Origin of the sequence: Nocardia sp. NPDC059180, from assembly GCF_042754945.1 — a bacterium.
Taxonomy (GTDB): Bacteria; Actinomycetota; Actinomycetes; order Mycobacteriales; family Mycobacteriaceae; genus Nocardia.
Map to the genome: position 1 here is coordinate 249,023 of NZ_JBHZBU010000006.1, position 17,955 is coordinate 266,977.

Consider the following 17,955-nt stretch of genomic DNA (forward strand, 5'->3'; position numbering starts at 1 on the left):
TGGAGTAATGCGATGCCACTCCCTCTTCATGTCTCATCCGAGCATTTGCAGTCGACCAGCGCGGCGTGGTCTGTCGACCAACAAGCCTTCGAGGCCTCGCTTGTGAGCGGGGCGGCGGGGACCGCTCCGATGCCGGCAGCGTGCGATGACGTGAGCAAAACTGCCGCTGCTGCTTTCACCACCTACGCGCAGCATTTTTGCGGCGTCACCGGCGATGGTGCGTTCAAACGTGGTGATGGTGGCGAGGTCTTGAAGCCCGTCGCTGTGAACTACACCGATAACGACATCATCTCGGGTACCACGGTTTCCAGTTACGGGTCACTGTCGACGTTCTGATTCGGAAGGCCACCTGGAAGAGGAGGCTATCGTGCCGTTCTACGGGGCGCTCCCGCCGCTGTTGATGTCGATCAATCTCAATTCCGGACCTGGTCCGCTTCCGATGCTCTACACCGCCAAGTCCTACCTGGCGCTTGCGGAATCCTTGGCGATCGCGGCGGGCAGCTCGGATGCGCACACCGCGGGCTTGGCCGGGAACTGGGGTGGCGATTCCGCACTCAAGGCCCAAGGCGCCTACCGCCGGCACACAGAGTGGCTGCGTCAGCAGTCCGAGTTGGCCGCCTTGGTCGCGGAGCGGTCTTTCCAACAGGCGGCGGCGTATACCCAGGCGCGGGCTACCATGCCTCCGCCGGCTGTTATTGCCGCCAACCGTGTCGCCATGGTGGGGTTGGCCACGACCAATGGAATGGGGCAGAATACTGCCGCCCTCGCGGCCAATGAAGCCGCGTACATGACGATGTGGGCCATCGCCCTCGAAACGATGATGGCCTACGAGGCGGAATCTCTGGCCAACGCGGCGTCCCTCCCGCCTGCGCCGCCGGCTCCGCAGATCACCTCCGCTCCTGGAGTGGGCGGTGGAGGGCCGCTGAATCTGCTTCCGGGCGGTGGCGGTGGCTCGCAGGACGGCTTCGGTGGCGGCCCCGGTGACGGTGGCGGCGGCGGTGGTCGAGGGCCGGACGGTCGAGGGCCGAACCAAGGTCCCGGCGCGGGTGATCCCGGCACCGGGGGTCCTTCCGATCCTGGAAGCGGCGGTTCGACCGACCCGGGTACAGGCGGACCCGGCACCTCGGACACACCGCCGACTACCGGTGGCAATGGGCCGGCGGACAGTCTGCCGGGTGAAGGTCAACTCCCGCCTACCGATTCGATGACCGGACCGGAAACGCTGGGGGATATGCCTTTCAGTGGCCCCGACGGTCTGGTCGATCCTTCGATCGATCCGGCGTTCTTCGGGACTTCGCCGCAATCGAGCACCCTGGACGGTCTAACGGGCGGCGTTGGCAGCACAGTCGCCCTCGGGCTGGCCCGCGGTGGCCTCGGCGGTATGCCGGGCGCGGCAACGGGATTCCGGATGCCGGCGAACTGGGCACTGCGAGCACCCGGCGCTACGTTCGGTGCCCCGGTCACTCCGGCCGGTGCGCCGCCCGCACGCAATATGCCGCCGCGCGGGGCGATTGCACCCAATGCTCGCCGCAGGCGTCGCGACCGCGAAGAGTATCGCAAGCCTGCTGCCGTCTACACCCCAGGTGAACCTCAGGAGGTGCCCGTACTGGAGAAGCCCCCGGCTATCGGTGTCATCGAGTATCACGATGACGACACCACTTCGCAGCACAAAGAAGTCCTCGGCGAACCAGTCCGAGGCTGAGTACAGGCATTCTGGAAGGAATTCAAAATGGCGATCACGTACACCGGCACACCTGAAGAGGTGAAGGCGTTCGGCGGAAAGCTTCAGCTGGAGGTCGACAAGATGGAAGGACACATGGCAGCGCTCGACAGTGTCCGGGACCAATTCCGCGCAGCGGTCAGTGGATCGGAGACCGGTTCTGCGATCCAGAATAGCTTTACAAATGCGGTCAACAAGGGGAAGGCGTTGCAAGATCTTTTGAGGCAGGCATCTGAAACTATGAACCAGTCAGGCGCAAAAATTGATCTTGCCAATATTGATGGCGCTGGCCGGATCGCCAAGGGTGACTACAACTTCTGACCGCTCGGTCGGTCTATAGCTCTGAGGGAGTGATAGCAAATGTCGATGGTGAACAATTACAGCCTCTCCGATCAGATTATCGGTGCCGCTAACGGGCTGCTGAATCAGATGGATATCGATAAGGGTGAGCGTGCCACTCTGGTGAAAGTGATCAATGACGCATTCCAGGGTGAGGGCGGTCAGGCGAATACCAACTTCCAGGCAGAATTCGCTCGGAGGGTAGACGCTTACGATCAGGCCCTCCTGGATTTGAAGAATACGATCAACAGTGAGGTCGGCACCAGTGGTTCGATGCACGTCACCGATATGGGCAACGGCAAAATGTTCGACAGCATCCTCGGTTTCGGCTAACTGAGCGCGCACAACCGTGGTCAACTTTTCGCCGGAGCCGCGTCTCGCCGGGCAAGACGATGACGCCGATCTGAATCCGATCGTCGTCGATCTGAACGTCGACGCGGCGTTGGTGCTGCAATCACTGGTCGGTATCGAGGCATACCCCCCGGTACTGGCCCTGATGCCCAACATCTATGACGAAGATGACCACGCACGTGTCCACGCGGTCGTCCTCGACCAGCTCGCTGAGGCGGGCATCGTCGAGGACGACCGCGTACTGCCCGTGGTAGCGCAGTGGCTGCGTTGCCTGTACCGGCCGGATACCGAACTCAACGTCCGGGTGATCGACACCGATATCGGCGGAGAATCGCAAGCGATGCTCCGAATGTCGCTGGTCCGTCAGGGCAACACCCATGTGCTTGCGGTGCGCAACGACGATCATGTGGTCATCCAGTCGGTCTTCCATCAGGGCGACGGCCTGGAAACCCTTGCCGCCGCAGTGTCGGCGGCCGTCGGTCCCCGGCCCGCGTTGCAGTTCGAGCCGCTGACCGCCACCGACGAACAATTCGGCGAGGTGCCTGCTGATCAGACCGAGCGCCGCCAGGCCCTGCTCGAGCTCGGCGCGCACCGGCACACCGCCGGTGTCCTCAGCCGGGTGCTCGACGAGGTGGTCCGGCGCGCTGAGATAGTGATGTTCGAACACCACGACGGCGCCACGGCGGAGCCGAAAGTGAGTGCCAATGTGCTCGATACTCCGTCGGGGCGGATTATCGTGACGCCTAGCGTCGCGATGGACGGCCGGTTGTGGTCCACCTACCTGCCCGGCGACGACGCCGCGGTCCATGCCGCGGTCGCGGCGTTGGTCGAGTTGTTGCCCGGCCGCAGTTGGTTCGATACTTCCCGCGCCGATTGACCGTCCCGAGTGAGAGTTTCGAGAGGACGTACAGATGAACCGCGCACCGACCACCAACGGTCATTCGGCAGAGCCGGCCCGCGCTCGTGGCGGCTATGACGCCTACTTCTCCCAGCAGCTGGACCGGCCGGTGACTCCGGCTGCCGATTCCGGCGCGGGCAGTAGCTCCGCCGGTTCCGCTGCGCAACCGACTGCTTCGGCACCGCAGGCTTCGGCATCGCAACCCCAAGCTTCGCCACCGCAGGCTTCGGCCCCGCAGCCGACTGCCGGGGAGGCCGGATCGTCGCAGTCAGTGACGACACCCGGACCGACCAGCCCCAGCTCACTGTCGATGGCATCGAGTGACGCACCGCCCCCGAGTTACGCTGTGCCCACTACACCAGGGCCCACGTACTCGGGTCAGATCCCGCCCCAGCCCATGCACCCGCAGCCGGGACCTGTTCCGGCGCAGACCGTCCCGATGGACGGTGCGCCCGGTGATCCGGCCGGCGGCTCGCAGGCGAGGTGGGTGCCCGATCGCATCGATAGCGGCAACGTCGACCAGTCCCGGGTGGAAGTGCTCCCGGTCGCGTTGACCTCGATCGAGCTGCTGTCGAATATCTCGGCCGCCAAACAGGCTCAGCTGCGTTCCAACAGCGGTATGCGCGGCGCCTTGAACAAGGTGGGATTCAATCTCGGGCTCTCGCCCGCCGAACAGCGTACCGAGGATCGGCGCGGGCGAATCCGGCGTCAGCTCAACAACACTTATCAAATCGCGATGATCAGCGTGAAAGGCGGCGTCGGCCGGACGACCACCTCGGCGACCCTCGGGTCGACCTTCGCCTCGCTGCGACCGGACCGGGTCGTCGCCATCGACGCCAACCCTGATTTCGGTGATCTCGCCACCCGCACCGTCCGCCACCCGTACGGTCTGACGCTGCGCGAGCTGGCCCGCGACCCCAATCTGTCGGCCTTCTCGGCGGTGCAGTCCTACACCTCGATCAACTCGTCGAATCTGGCCGTCCTGGCCTCCCCGTGGACGACCGAAGCCAACGAGGCGCTCTCGGGCCACGAGTACGGCACCGGTGTAGAGATCCTGCGGCGCCACTACAACCTGCTGCTCGTCGACTGCGGTACCGGAGTGCTGGATTCGGCAACCAGGGCGGTGCTGCAGACCAGCGACGCCGTCGTCGTGGTCACCCCGGCGACGGTCGGCGGCGTGACCGGAGCTGTCGCCACGCTCAACTGGCTCAGCACGCACGGCCTGGATCGGCTGATCGCCAAATCGATCGTCGCCATCGTGCACCACCAGCCGCTCAAGCCGACGGTGGAGGTCGAGGCCATCGAGAACCTGTTCGCCACCGCGCAGCGGCCCACCTTCACCCTGCCCTACGACGAGCACCTGGCCGAAGGCGGCGAGATCGATCTGAGACTGGTCTCCAGGGAGACCATGCTCGCGTTCGAAGAACTGGCTGCCGCGCTGGCCGATGACTTCCCGACTCATCTCGCCGGGGATCCCGGCCATCACGGAGGGTGGCGATGACCACTGTTGTTGCGCCGCCGTCGAGTTCGGCTCAGCCCAATGCGGCGCAACCGCCCGCTGAGGTCGCGCGGGCCCGGATCGCGGTACTGATCGCCACCTATCAGGTCGATGTGGTGGTCCCGACGAAATTCACCATCGAGACCTTCATCGACGACCTGCTGGTCGTACTCGGCGCGGCCATCGACGACGACACTGTCGACTTCACTCCCGCGACCGGGCAATGGAGTCTGGGGCGGCCCGGTGAACCGGCGATGCCGCGCTGGCGCACCCTGGCCGACCATGACGTCGTCGACGGCACGGTGCTGATGCTGTCGGTCGTCGAATCGGCCGAGGTGTTCACACCGGTCGTCGAGGACATCACCGACGCGCTGGCCTTGATCAACGAGCGCGAGTTCGCCGAGTTCGACGCGCGCGCTGCCGCGGTCGTCGGGCTGGCCATGCTCGGCGCGGGCGCGACGGCGGTCGCGGCGCTGCTGTCGTGGTCGTGGACCCGGACCGGCTCTGTGTGGTGGTGCGCGCTGCCCGCGCTCTTGCTCGGAATGATCTGCTGGGGTGCCGCGGTGCGGTCGCGCGGGAGTGAGGGTGCGGCACGGATCTGTCTCGGCTTCTCCTTGGCCGCGCTGCCCTTACTGTTCGCTGGGGCGGCGATGCTCGTCCCGCCCGCTTACGGGGAGCCGGGGCCGTTTGCCGCCGCCAATGTCGCGGCGGGGGCGGTGGTGGTCGCTGTTGCCGCGGCGACCATGATCCGGCTGACCGGACTCGGAATCGCCACCTTGATGGCGGTGACCGTGCTCGGTATCTCGCTGACCGCCGCCGCGCTGCCGCTGACCTACTCGGATCTGCATATGCGCCAGGTATCCGGTGGTGCGGTGTTCGTCGGCCTGATCCTGCTGACGCTCGCGCCGCGGCTGGCCGTGGTGATCGCGCGGATCCGGCCGCCGGACCTGCCCGACCCCGGTAGGGAGGTCGCACCATCGACCCTGACCGGTATCTTCGACGCCGAGTCCGGCGGTGACGGCGAACAGGACCGAGCCGAGGAATCCGAGCGCGCCGATCAGGCCGACTACGGCATCGAGTCCAGGGCGCGACTGGCGGTGACGAGTCTGCGTGGGCTGATCGCCGCGATCTCGACCGTGCTGGCCGTCGGCGCGGTGGTGACCGCGGCCGTGAGCCCCGGCGGTATCCGCGAAATCATCCTGGCCGGCGCGGTGGCGGTGGTGCTGGCGATGCGGGCGCGCTGGTATCCGGATCTGGTCCAGGCGATCGCGCTGGTGTCGGCCGCGGCGATGACGGTGATCGGCGTCGGATGGGTGCTGGTCGGCGCGTACCAGACCGCGCCGGCCCGGCTGGTGGTCGTCGCGGTGATCGCGGTGATCGCGATAGGCGGATGTGTTGCCGCGCTGCGGTTGCCGGGTAAGCGGCTGTCTCCGCCGACGCGACGCACCATCGACCTCATCGAGTACGCCCACATCCTGGTTGTACCGATCATCGCCTTCTGGATCATGGGTATCTACACCGCTATGCGGGGGATCTGATGGGACTGGGACGCGTCGCAGTGGCGGGGCTGGCCGGGCTCATGCTGGCGATCGCGGCCGGGCCCGCCGCGGCCGTACAGCCGCCTGAGGCGGTGGTCGGGCCGCCGCCACCGGACGACCCGCCCGGCCCGGAGTTCCCCACCAAACAGAACATGGCCTGCCTGGCCACCGGTGTGCTGCCCGACAGCGATCTGTCCCAGGTGCCGCCGCCGGATCTGGCGCTGGACTTGTCAGCCGCGCGTGCGTTGAGCCGCGGCGCCGGAGTGACTGTCGCCGTGGTCGATACCGGGGTGCAACCGAACCCGCGGCTGCCAACGGTGGTCGGTGGTGGTGACTACGTCACCGCGGGGGGCGACGGGCTCTCCGACTGCGACGCGCACGGCACACTCATCGCGGGCATCATCGGCGCGAGTCCCGATCCCGCTGACGCCTTCGTCGGTGTGGCGCCCGAAGCCAGGATCATCTCCATCCGTTACCGTTCGGGTGCCTTCCGCCCCGAGCTCCCGAGTAACTCCGGTCCGAATCAGCAACTCGCGCTCGAGGTCCGCAATATGGCGCGCGCCATCGTGCATGCCGCGAATCTGGGCGCGGGTGTGATCACTGTGTCACTGCCGATCTGCGTGCCAGTCGAGGCAGCCGTCGACCATGCGATGCTCGCCGCGGCCGTCGGATACGCCACCCAGGTCCGTGGCGCCCTGATCGTGGCCGGAGCCGGGAATGCAGGCGGCAACGGCTGCATCCAGAACCCCGGAATGAATCCCGGCAACCCCGGCGACGAACGGAATTGGTCTGGCGTGAAGACCATCTCGACACCTGGCTGGTACAGCCCGACAGTGTTGACCGTCGGCTTCAGCACCGCGACCGGCACACCGATGCCGGATTCCCTGACCGGCCCGTGGGTGTCGGTCTCCGCGCCCGGCACCGGTATCGAGTCCCTTGGTCCCGGCGGAACCGGCCTGATCAACGGCGTCGGCGAACCAGGGAAGCTGGTACCGGTGGCCGGTGCTTCGTTCGCGGCGGCCTATGTCAGCGGCGTCGCGGCCCTGCTGCGTTCACGATTCCCCAACGAGACGCCTGCCGAGATCATCGCGAGGCTGCAAGCCGCCGCTCATGAACCGGCCCGCGGGATCGACAATGCTGTCGGAGCCGGAATGATCGACCCGGTGGCGGCGCTGTCGTACCGCACGCCGCCGGAGCCACCCGCCGGGTTGTTCCAGGCGGGGCCGTTGCGGATGCCCGATCCGCCGCGCGCCGACGACGCGCGTCCAGCGGTGACCGCAACGGTCGTCGTCCTGGTCGCGGTCATACTCGGAGCGGGCGCGACATACGCAGCCAACGCGACCCGGAGGCGGCGTTGAGATTTCCCAGTGTTCGCGTCGGCGGCGCCGAACGCGTTCCGTTCGCTGTGCTCGCGGTAGGTGGCAGCCCCGCCCTCGTGGCGCTCTCGGCGCGCACGCCGTGGTGGGTAGGCGCGAGCGTGGTCACCGTACTGCTGGTGACGGTCACCGTCCGCATCAACGGCCGCACCACCGTGCGGTGGTTGCTGGATTGGGTCGAATACCGGTTCGGCCGCTCGCGGCGCGCGGCGGCGCTCGACACGGTGGCAGAGGTGCTCGATGTGCACACTCCCAGCGGGATCTGCGGCATCCGAACCTCGGACTCCACCCTGATCGCGATGGTCCAGCTCGCACCCGACCTGGACCTGCCGACGGTGATCGCGGACAAGACCATCTACACCGAGGACACCGTCCCGGTCGACGCGTTGATCCCGTTGCTCGACCATTACGGCGTCGCCGTTGATATCGACATCGTCACCACCGGGCAGCGGGTGCGGCCCACCGGCAGCTACAGCATGCTCTACGACCAGCTGATCGGCACGCACGCCGTGGTGGGGGACCGGCTGACCTGGCTGGTGGTCCGGTTGGATCAGCAACGCAATCTCGGCGTTCTCTCGCGGCGCGGACCGTGTGCGGTGGTGGCGCCGAAGGCGCTGGCCGCGGCCGCTCTCCGGATCGCGGGGCGCCTGCGCGAACGGGGCATTCAAGCGCATGCACTGCCTGCGGTGGCCCTGCGTGACGCCACTCGGATGCTGCACGCCGGCGTCGAGCTGCCGGATCTGCGGGAGACATGGAGCAGGCTGGAATCCTCGGCGCCCGGCCGCTGTGTGACCAGCTTCCATATCGACTGGACCAAGCTCGACGGCGCGGGGCTCGACGACTGCTGGTCGTGGAACAGCGGACGGACCACTCTCGTAGTAAGCCTTACCACCGACACCGGCCCACGCGCGCTGGTGCGCTTCATCGGTCCGGCGGTCAGCCCCAAGGACCTTCCGGACTACCTGCGCCTGATCTCGGGCCGCCAGGCGAGCGCACTGCTGGCATCGCTGCCGATCGACCTGTCGGTCGACGCTCTGCCCGCCGACGAAACCGGCAGCGATGTCGCCGACGTCGACCAACTGTGGGACCTGCCCATCGCCATCGGTCCCAGCGGCCAGATTCTTGGTGCGGTCAGCGGGCAGCCGCGGCACACCCTGGCACTGCCACTGTTCGACCCCGCGCGCTACAACCCGCGCAGGCGCTCGATCGATGTGCGCGCGCAGCTGTCGGTGGCCCAGCAGATACTGCTGCGCGCGACCGTGGTCGGTGCGGAGGTGGAGATTCATACGAGCCGGCCGCAGCGGTGGCGCCAGCTCGTCTCGGCGGTCGGTGATTCGTCGACTTTGCGGCTGGCCAACGACGGTCCAGGAGGCGAAAACAGTTCCGGTGCAGCATCTTCGGCGACCATCGCGGTATTCGATCAGGTACCCGCGCACGCCTCGGCCGCACAGACGACCGTCACCATCTCCGACCCCGGCGTGCCGCGCAGACGGGCGGCCGATCTCGCGATCGATCAGGTGAGTGCCACGGCGGTGGATGTCAGTATTCCGATGCGACGGGTGCGGGTCGATCTGATCGAACCACGGGGTGAAACCCGCTACCTCGATGCCGCCGACGCACCGGCCCAGGCCGGACCGCCGCCGGGCTCAGACGTGGCGTTGCTGGCTCCACCAGGTGGTCGTCGTGTCGGTTGATCCGTGGAGACGGTAGGGTCGCAGATCGTGGCAGCGGACTCCCGGTCGGATGTCGAATCCTCCCCTCAGTCGAACGACGCGGACGTACTCACTCCGAGGCAGTCCGCGGCGGCGATATTCTCTAGCAAATTGTCGGAACTGATCGCGGAATCGGTGGTCTCCACCGACGATGGATCCACGCGATCGCTGACGTTGTACTCGCTCGCGCAGCACCTGGAACTGGCCTATCCGGATGTACCGGTATCCCAGTCGGGGCTGTACCGGCTCATCCACGGGCAGGCGATCCCGAGGCTGGACCTGATCATCGCGTTGGCGCGGGTATTCGACGTTCCACCTGAGTATTTCGTGACCGCGGACAAGTAGCCCCGCCGTCGCGCGTTGTTCTCGGTGCCGGGAATAGCGCCGGATCGTCGAGAGCCCGACCCGGATACCATCCGAGCATGCCCGCCGAGGATCCGGGAGATGTCTTCCTTCGAAACCGCGGCGCGGTGCTGGATGCCTTGCTATCCGATCCCGCGCTCGGGTCATCCGGCGGAGGTACGGGCGCGGGTCATCCAGCATCAGCTGCCGCGGCGCCACCTGGCAATACACCCGACCCAGAACTCATGGCGTCGATCGCCGAGTCCGCGGCAGCAGCCACATCGGACGGTGCCGGGTCGCGTCGACGCGGGGGCGACAGCAGCGCGAGTGATCGAATCAATGCGCTGCTGAACGGGCAGTCACCGGATTCCGGTTCGCGCTCTGCGCTGGGGTCGGAGTTCGCGGGTGTGCCCGCGTCACGGCTGCGAGATCCGGCCGTTGACGAGGACTCGTCGCGCACCGAGACTCCCGCTGCGACCGAACGCCCGCCTGGCCGGGCGAGCCGCGCCGGCGGAGCCGATCAGTTCGCCCGCGACCTGGTGACGCAGCTGCGCAAACCCAAGGTGGCGCTCGCTGTGGCCGCTGTGCTGGCGATCTTGCTGGTGTTCATGCTTGTGGTCAGCGGCGGCGGGGAAGAGCCGAGTCAGCCGCAAGTTCTGACCCAGCCTGCCACCACGGCGCCCGAGCCTGCACCGACCGGTCCCGCACCGGGCAGCGTCATCGTGCCGCGTTCGGCGGTGTCGAAGTGCCCGCCGGGCGGAACCGATGCGATGGACGCCTTCTCCGGCGAACCCGGCAAGGCTTGGTCGTGTGCGCGGGCCTATCAGGTCGACGGTCAGATCATCCGGATCGATCTGGGAAAGACCTACGAGATCGAATCGATCGCGATCGTGCCCGGTTGGGACCACGTCGGTACCGACGGTACCGATCAATGGGCGAAATTCCGTACGGTCAGCCGGGTGTCGTACCAGTTCGACGACGAGGACGCCACTGTCTACACCCAGGAAACCCTCGATCAGCGCACTCTGGTGGAGACCAAGATAGATTCACCGATACAGGCCTCGGAGATCGTGCTGACCGTCCTCGAATCCAATGGTGCGACCTCGGTCAACACCACCGCGATCTCCTCCATCGTGATCACCGGGCGGTGAGTGTGCCATCGTGTCAGCGCTGATCTGCCAGTACTGCTCGCACCGCGACACCGGTGGGCACGGCAAATGTATGAACTGCGGCGCCCCGTTGGCCGCGACCGCAACGCCTGTGCAGCCGGAACCCGAAGCGCCGGTGGCGCACGAGGCCACTCCTGCGGCCATGATCGGCACCGCGCTGCGCAAGTTCGGTGAGGTGGTCCGCGACGACGCCGCCGTCGTGCGTAAGGAAGCCGCGGCCATCGACCACGCGGTCCATACACCGCATCCTCGCTGGCAGTGGCAGGCCGTCGCCGCTGTGCTCGCGGTGATGGCCGTGGTCGGCTTTTTCCTCGTCAAGTCGTGCTCGTTCTCGATATCGCCACCTACCGGAGTCCCGCTGGGTTCAGTGACGACGGCGCTGCCGACTCCACTGCGTACCGCGGCGTCTTGTCAGCCGATGGCTGGTTCGGGGGCGGTCGTCGAGCGTTGTGTCATCGGTGCGGACGACCCATTGCTGAGCGGTGCGATTACCGCGAAGCGGGATCTGATCTTCCACGCTCGGTTGGTGCCGCGGACGACGTTGAACGAGACCGTCGGGCAGTGGCGGGCGGCGGGCGCGACGGTGATGTCCGATGGTGCGGTGTTCGCAGCGGTCAGCCCGTCAGCCGCCGTGCAGTACGCGAACCCCAGTACCGGACTGCTGATCGACAGCGGCACCTTCGCCGGTTCGGCGGGTGCGCGGACTTTCCTGTCGCGCTCGGGTCTGCTTCCGTGACCGCGCATTTCGCGAACCACGAGCTTTAAACCACTTATTAATGTACCGTTATTTAACGGGACGTTGAACGACGTATTATTTCTTCTCGGTACCCGACTGGACGATTGCGGAAGGCGCAGGTCAACGGTGACAACCACACAGAACGCGATGGATGCGACACAGTTCAGGGGTGATCCGACCGAGCTGGAACCGGCCTACTTCCGCTGGATCCGGCCCGATTCGACGACCCTGACCATCACCGACCGCGCAAGCCACATCCTGCGCCATCATTTGCAGCTGGCCGCGCACCGCGCGCCGGGCACCGTCTCGACCAGGGTGTACCGCGCCGACGACGAGTGCGGGCTCGGGCTCGCCATCCAGATCGTCAACGACGATATGCCGCTGCTGGTCGAATCGGTCACCTCGGCGCTGCATCGTCTCGGCGCCACCGTCGCCGAGGTCGTGCACCCGGTCTTCGACGTCACCCGTGACGCGGAGGGCGAGCTGCGCGCGATCGCGGCGCGCGACGGTGACGGCGTCCTGCACGACCACGCCGACGCCCACAGCTATCCGGAGTCGTGGATCCACGTGCAGCTCGACCCCGCCGTGACCGGGGAGACGCTGGACCGGATCGAACAGGCGCTGCCGCAGGTGCTCAGTGATCTGCGCTCGGTCACCGACGACACCCCCGCCATGGTCGAGTCGATGACCACGCTGGCCGACCGGCTCGACCGCACCGCGGAATGGGCCGACGACGCCGAGATCTCCGAATGCGCGCGCCTGCTGCGCTGGCTGGCCGACGGCCATTTCACCGTGCTCGGCTACAGCGACTACCGGATGCGCCGGACCAGCCCGACCCCCGACGCCGAATTCGGTATGTGGCCGGTGCCCGGCACCGGGCTGGGTGTGCTGCGCGACGGTTCCGGCGCCGAGATCCCGGTTCCGGTACTCGGCGCGAAACGTCCGGTGCTGAGGCTGGCCAATGGCACGGTGGACTCGTTGATCCCGGGTTCGCGTGATCTGTATTTCATCAGCGTCGCCGAATACGCCACCACCGATCCGGGTGGGGCGGGCGCGTCCGGGGATACGGTCGCGGCGGTCAAGGGCGAGCACGTGTTCGTCGGTACCTTCACCGTGACCGCACTGCACGAAAACATCCTCGACATCCCGGTCATCTCGCGCCGGGTGCATCAGGTCATCGAATGGGCCGGATTCGAACTGAATTCGTTCTCCGGCCAGGGCATGCTCGAGGTGATGCAGACCTTCCCCCGGGTCGAGCTGTTCTCCACCGACGCTCGCAGGCTCTTCGAAACCGTCTCGGCGGTCATGAATCTCGGCCTGCGGCGGCAGATCCGGCTGTTCCTGCGCCAAGACGCGCGCAGCGGCGCGGTCTACTGCCTGGTCTACATGCCGCGTGATCGGTACTCCACCGAGGTCAGGCTGCGAATGCAGGACATCCTGCTCGCGGAGTTCGCCGGCGACCAGATCAGCTACTCGGCCCGGGTCACCGAATCGGAGCTGGCGGTCGTGTACTTCACGGTGCATCGTGGGCCGGGCGCGGCGGCGGATGTGTCCGAGGCCAATCGGGAGCGCGTGCAGGACATTCTGTTCGCGACGACCCGCACCTGGTCGGACCGAGTGGTGGCGGCTGCCGCCGGCGATGCGGGCATCTCCCGGGCGGTCGCGAGCGACTACGCCACTGCCTTCCCCGCGAGCTACCAGCAGGAGTTCGGCGCCGACCGGGCGCTGGCGGATTTGCGCAGGCTGGAGCAGCTCGGCGACGGCGAGATCGACACCACGCTGTACCGGCTCGCCGACGCGCCATCGGGGGAGTGGCGGTTCACCCTCTATGTCGCGGGCGCGGGTGTATCACTGAGCCGGGTACTGCCGGTGCTGCACAGTCTCGGTGTCGAGGTGGTCGACGAGCGCCCGTATCGGATCGCCCGCCAGGACGGCCCGCTGCGCTGGATCTACGACTTCGCCCTGCGTGTGCCCGCCTCGGTGCTGCGCGACTCGCTCGACACCGAGATGGAAGCGGATCTGCTGGGGCCCGGTGGCGAGCAGCCCTCGGGTATCCGGCAGCGTTTCCCGGCGGCGGTCGCGGCCATGTGGTTCGGCGACGCCGAGGTCGACGGCCTCAACGAGCTGGTGCTGCGCGCCGGTGTGCACTGGCGGCAGGTCGCGGTGCTGCGGGCCTACGCGAAATACCTGCAGCAGGCAGGATTTGCCTACACCTTCGGCAATATCACCAGGGTGCTGCTGGCCCATCCGGCGCTGGCGGCGGCATTCATCGAATTGTTCGACGCCTACTTCGATCCGGACGCGACGGGCCCTGAATCCGAGGGCCGGATCTCCGCGATCTCCCAGCGGTTGCGCGAGGAGATCGATGCGGTGGTCAGTTTGGACACCGACCGCATCTTGCGCGCCGTGCTCGAGCTGATCACCGCCACGCTGCGCACCAATTACTTCCGTCGCGACCAGGACGGCAACGCGCCCAGCTATCTGTCGTTCAAGTTCGATCCGCAGGCGATCGCCGAATTGCCGAAGCCTCGGCCGCGTTTCGAGATCTTCGTGTATTCACCGCGGGTGGAGGGTGTGCATCTGCGGTTCGGTGCGGTGGCGCGTGGTGGTTTGCGCTGGTCGGATCGGTTGGAGGATTTCCGGACCGAGGTTCTGGGTCTGGTGAAGGCGCAGGCGGTCAAGAACGCGGTGATCGTGCCGGTGGGGGCCAAGGGCGGCTTCGTGGTGAAGCAACCGCCCGCGGCCACAGGTGATCCCGGCGCCGACCGCCAGGCCATGATGGCCGAGGGTGTCGCGTGCTATCGCACGTTCATCTCCGGGCTGCTCGATGTCACCGACAATGTCGATCACACGAGCGGAGCCGTACTTCCGCCTGCGCGGGTCCGGCGTCGCGACGCGGACGACACCTACCTGGTGGTGGCCGCGGACAAGGGCACCGCGACCTTCTCCGACATCGCCAATGAGGTGGCCAAGAGCTACGGTTTCTGGCTCGGTGACGCGTTCGCCTCGGGTGGTTCGGTCGGTTACGACCACAAGGCGATGGGTATCACCGCCAGGGGTGCCTGGGAGAGTGTGAAGCGGCATTTCCAGGAGATGGGTATCGACACTCAGGCCGAGGATTTCACGGTCGTTGGCGTTGGTGACATGAGTGGTGATGTCTTCGGCAACGGCATGCTGCTCTCGGAACACATTCGTCTGGTCGCGGCGTTCGACCACCGCAATATCTTCTTGGATCCGACTCCGGACGCGGCGACCTCGTACGCCGAGCGCAGGCGGATGTTCGAGTTGCCGCGTTCGTCGTGGGCCGACTACGACACCTCGCTGATCAGCGTCGGCGGTGGCGTCTACGACCGCTCGGCCAAGGCCGTCCCGGTCTCGGCCGAGGTCCGTGCCGCACTCGGCCTCGACCCGGCTGTCACCACCCTGTCCCCGCCGGAAATGATGCGCGCCATCCTGCAGGCGCCGGTCGACCTGCTGTGGAACGGCGGTATCGGCACCTACATCAAGGCGAGTACCGAATCCAACGCCGACGCCGGGGACAAGTCCAACGACGCCGTGCGGGTGAACGCGAACCAGTTGCGGACCAAGGTGATCGGCGAAGGCGGCAATCTCGGCGCGACTGCACTCGGTCGCATCGAGTTCTGCCGCACCGGTGGCCGGATGAACACCGATGCTCTCGACAACTCCGCGGGCGTGGACTGCTCCGATCACGAGGTCAATATCAAGGTGCTGCTCGACGCCGTGGTCTCCGGTGGCGACCTCGACCCGAGTGAACGCAATGAACTGCTGGCGTCGATGACCGATGAAGTCGCCGAACTCGTGCTGCGCGACAATATCTCGCAGAACTTCCGGATGGGCCTGTGCCGCGCCGACGCCGCGGCCCGGTCGGCGGTGCACCGCCGGTTGCTCACCGAGCTCGAAACCCGCCGCGGCGTTGACCGGCAGTTGGAAGCGTTGCCGACCGACGCCGAACTGGCCCGACGGGCGGCCGACGGCACCGGTCTGACCTCACCCGAGCTCGCGAATGTGGTGGCTCATGTGAAGCTTTCGCTGAAGGCCGACCTGCTGGCAGGTGAGCTGCCCGACAGCGCCTCGTTCGCGGCGATGCTGCCCGTCTACTTCCCGACTCCGTTGCGCACGCGCTTCGAGGCAGCCATCCGCAGGCATCCGCTGCGTCGCGAGATCGTGGCCACCATGGTCGTCAACGATCTTGTCGACTACGGCGGCATCACCTACGCGTTCCGCCTGGCCGAGGAGGTCGGCGCCACTACCGACGACGCGGTGCGCGCGTTCACCGCGGCTGTCGAGATCTTCGGGCTGCGTGAGCTCTGGCAGCGGATCCGTACCGCACCCATTCCGTCCGCCGCGCGCGATGCCCTCGAGCTGGAGACCGGCCGTACCCTCGAGCGAGCATCCCGGTGGCTGCTGCTCAACCGGCCGCAGCCTATCGCCATCGGTGCCGATATCGCCCGCTACCGCGATGGCGTGACGGCGCTGGCCGGCCGGGTGTCGGACTGGCTGCCCGGCTACCTGGCCGACGACCTGACCGCACGCTCACAGGGCGCCGTCGCTCTCGGTGCACCGCAGGAGACGGCCACCGAGGTGTTCCGGCTGATCCATCTGTTCCCGCTGCTGGATGTCCTCGATATTGCCGATATCGCCGAACGCGACGCCGACGAAGTCGCGGTGCTCTACTTCGCGCTCAACGAACACCTCGACATCGAACGGCTACTCACCGCGGTCGGCAACCTCGAGCACGGTGATCGGTGGCCGACGCTGGCGCGCCTGGCTGTCCGCGACGACCTGTACGAATCGCTGCGGCTGCTCACTCTCGACGTCTCTACCGCAACCGAACCCGACGACACCGTCGCGGAGAAGATCGAATACTGGGAGTCGACCAACCGATCCCGGCTGGCGCGGGCCGCGGCTGCGCTCGGCGAGATCTTCGATTCCGGCACCTATGATCTGGCGACGCTGTCGGTTGCCGCACGTCAGGTGCGCGGAATGGTCAGCGCGGGTGGAGAGTCCAGCGTGGTGACGGCGAGCACCATGGGCTGAGCCCGCAGTACTCGATTCGATGGGCCGGTGGCGATCACGCCACCGGCCCATCGGCCTCTGTGGACCCGGTCAGGAGCCTGCAGGCGACCCACAGTCACCACAGAATTTGGCCGCGGCGACGAGTTCGGCTCCGCAGCTCGAACAGTGCCGCGGTCGCCTCGCCAGCTGCTGCCCGCAGTGCATACAGAAACGGGCCGCCGTCGGATTCTCCGTGGCGCAGGCCGAGCAGGTCTGGTTGTCGGTGGCTGCCGCCGCGGGCAGGGCGGCCGGCGCGGGCTGCGCCGGTACAGGTTGCGGGGGAGCTGACTGGATGGGTTGCGGCGGCACGCCGGAGTGCTGACTGATCGCGTTCAGACCGAGTGCCGCGCCGAGGAAGCCGGTGTCGGAACCGGTGCCACCGTGCGCGAATCCCTGGCTCGCACCCAATGCCAGCTCGCCGGCGGCGTACTGGCGGAAGTCGCCGGCCAGCCTGATATAGGTGACGTCCTTGGCGAGCCGTTTGAGCCGATCGGCATCCTCGGGTGCGAGGGTGATGTCGAAATTGCCCATCCGGACGATGCGCAGGCCGTACTCGTAGAGCGTGATGTTGGTCTGCCGCAGCACTGCCGCCTCGATCGGGAGCAAATGTCCCGACAGGCCGAGCACCGGCCACTCGCCTCGGGAAATGCCCTGTGTCACCGCGATCTTCATCGATTTCAGGAGCAGCTCCGCACACCAGGAATTCATGGCGGCCGGGTCGGCGAGGTCGGCGGTACCCGTGAGACCGGTGATCAGCTGACCCGGATCTCGCACGGCCAGAGCGAATTCACCGAACACCCGCAGCGTCACCACCTGCTCGCTGACCGGGTCGACGATATCGGCGAGCCGCCCACCGAACTTGATGCCCGCGAACTCGCGTGTCGAGACGAAATACAGTTCCGCGCGATAGAAGTTTCCGCCCGAGAGCGAGTCGACGAGTGCGCCGAGCACGGGCAACTCATCGGCGTCGATGCGATGGCGGCCGGGGCCCATGGTGGCCACGACATGGCCGGACTTGACGAACAGCGCGGTCTGATCGGCATTGACGATGGCGCGGCTGTAACGGCGGATGTTGACATCGGGCCACTTATAGACCAGCTGGCCCGTCGCGGTCTCCGGGACCGCGATGAATTCCCGATCGAACCACGCCATTTCCGCTCCATCCGCGAGTGACAACAAATAGCGTACCGATTGGTATCG

14 protein-coding genes are annotated in these 17,955 nt (G+C 66.8%); 13 read left to right on the forward strand and 1 reads right to left on the reverse strand.

Translation table 11 applies throughout. From position 1 onward, the window contains the following. Window positions 1–12 precede the first annotated feature (12 nt). From ACFXNW_RS20440 to ACFXNW_RS20500, 13 genes are all read left to right on the forward strand, one after another. A complete protein-coding gene (locus ACFXNW_RS20440; RefSeq protein WP_379419293.1) occupies window positions 13–336 on the forward strand; it encodes a PE domain-containing protein in 324 nt (107 codons plus the stop codon). Window positions 337–367: 31 nt separating this feature from the next. After that, window positions 368–1,702, forward strand: coding sequence for a PPE family protein (locus ACFXNW_RS20445; protein WP_379419294.1), 1,335 nt, complete (start codon window positions 368–370; stop codon window positions 1,700–1,702). A 27-nt stretch (window positions 1,703–1,729) separates the two neighbouring features. Then, complete coding sequence (locus tag ACFXNW_RS20450; protein WP_379419295.1) at window positions 1,730–2,041, forward strand: hypothetical protein; 312 nt, start codon at window positions 1,730–1,732, stop codon at window positions 2,039–2,041. Between the two features lie 39 nt (window positions 2,042–2,080). After that, window positions 2,081–2,392 carry a hypothetical protein gene (locus ACFXNW_RS20455; RefSeq protein ID WP_379419296.1) on the forward strand — a complete coding sequence of 104 codons (312 nt, stop codon included), beginning with the start codon at window positions 2,081–2,083 and terminating at the stop codon, window positions 2,390–2,392. Between the two features lie 16 nt (window positions 2,393–2,408). Continuing rightward, the gene (locus ACFXNW_RS20460; protein WP_379419297.1) at window positions 2,409–3,287 is read left to right on the forward strand and encodes an ESX secretion-associated protein EspG; all 879 of its coding nucleotides are present in this window, start codon (window positions 2,409–2,411) and stop codon (window positions 3,285–3,287) included. A 34-nt stretch (window positions 3,288–3,321) separates the two neighbouring features. Continuing rightward, window positions 3,322–4,809, forward strand: a complete 1,488-nt coding sequence (locus ACFXNW_RS20465) for an AAA family ATPase (RefSeq protein WP_379419298.1) — start codon at window positions 3,322–3,324, stop codon at window positions 4,807–4,809. Next, complete coding sequence (eccD, locus tag ACFXNW_RS20470; RefSeq protein ID WP_379419299.1) at window positions 4,806–6,344, forward strand: type VII secretion integral membrane protein EccD; 1,539 nt, start codon at window positions 4,806–4,808, stop codon at window positions 6,342–6,344. Before ACFXNW_RS20465 ends, eccD begins: the two co-directional genes overlap by 4 nt. After that, window positions 6,344–7,702 carry a type VII secretion-associated serine protease mycosin gene (mycP, locus tag ACFXNW_RS20475; RefSeq protein ID WP_379419300.1) on the forward strand — a complete coding sequence of 453 codons (1,359 nt, stop codon included), beginning with the start codon at window positions 6,344–6,346 and terminating at the stop codon, window positions 7,700–7,702. The genes eccD and mycP overlap by 1 nt, the downstream gene beginning before the upstream one ends. Beyond that, a complete protein-coding gene (gene eccE / locus ACFXNW_RS20480) occupies window positions 7,699–9,414 on the forward strand; it encodes a type VII secretion protein EccE (protein ID WP_379419301.1) in 1,716 nt (571 codons plus the stop codon). Before mycP ends, eccE begins: the two co-directional genes overlap by 4 nt. A 129-nt stretch (window positions 9,415–9,543) precedes the next feature. Next, window positions 9,544–9,777, forward strand: coding sequence for a helix-turn-helix transcriptional regulator (locus ACFXNW_RS20485; RefSeq protein WP_280233666.1), 234 nt, complete (start codon window positions 9,544–9,546; stop codon window positions 9,775–9,777). A gap of 77 nt (window positions 9,778–9,854) precedes the next feature. Next, complete coding sequence (locus ACFXNW_RS20490) at window positions 9,855–10,925, forward strand: discoidin domain-containing protein (protein ID WP_379419302.1); 1,071 nt, start codon at window positions 9,855–9,857, stop codon at window positions 10,923–10,925. Between the two features lie 10 nt (window positions 10,926–10,935). Further along, complete coding sequence (locus tag ACFXNW_RS20495) at window positions 10,936–11,679, forward strand: hypothetical protein (RefSeq protein WP_379419303.1); 744 nt, start codon at window positions 10,936–10,938, stop codon at window positions 11,677–11,679. A gap of 147 nt (window positions 11,680–11,826) precedes the next feature. Continuing rightward, entirely contained in the window at window positions 11,827–16,737 is a 4,911-nt protein-coding gene (locus tag ACFXNW_RS20500) for an NAD-glutamate dehydrogenase (RefSeq protein WP_379419466.1), read from the forward strand. A gap of 69 nt (window positions 16,738–16,806) precedes the next feature. On the opposite strand, the gene ACFXNW_RS20505 is transcribed toward ACFXNW_RS20500, so the two are convergent. After that, on the reverse strand, window positions 16,807–17,907 hold the full coding sequence (locus tag ACFXNW_RS20505; protein WP_379419304.1) for an SPFH domain-containing protein: 1,101 nt from the start codon (window positions 17,905–17,907) through the stop codon (window positions 16,807–16,809). Between the last annotated feature and the right edge of the window lie 48 nt (window positions 17,908–17,955).

Coding starts and splice junctions, on each gene's coding strand:
- ACFXNW_RS20450 (WP_379419295.1), top strand. CDS start 1,730: ATGGCGATCACGTACACCGGCACACCTGAAGAGGTGAAGGCGTTCGGC.
- ACFXNW_RS20500 (WP_379419466.1), top strand. CDS start 11,827: ATGGATGCGACACAGTTCAGGGGTGATCCGACCGAGCTGGAACCGGCC.
- ACFXNW_RS20465 (WP_379419298.1), top strand. CDS start 3,322: ATGAACCGCGCACCGACCACCAACGGTCATTCGGCAGAGCCGGCCCGC.
- ACFXNW_RS20455 (WP_379419296.1), top strand. CDS start 2,081: ATGTCGATGGTGAACAATTACAGCCTCTCCGATCAGATTATCGGTGCC.
- ACFXNW_RS20440 (WP_379419293.1), top strand. CDS start 13: ATGCCACTCCCTCTTCATGTCTCATCCGAGCATTTGCAGTCGACCAGC.
- ACFXNW_RS20505 (WP_379419304.1), bottom strand. CDS start 17,907: ATGGCGTGGTTCGATCGGGAATTCATCGCGGTCCCGGAGACCGCGACG.
- eccD (WP_379419299.1), top strand. CDS start 4,806: ATGACCACTGTTGTTGCGCCGCCGTCGAGTTCGGCTCAGCCCAATGCG.
- mycP (WP_379419300.1), top strand. CDS start 6,344: ATGGGACTGGGACGCGTCGCAGTGGCGGGGCTGGCCGGGCTCATGCTG.
- ACFXNW_RS20490 (WP_379419302.1), top strand. CDS start 9,855: ATGCCCGCCGAGGATCCGGGAGATGTCTTCCTTCGAAACCGCGGCGCG.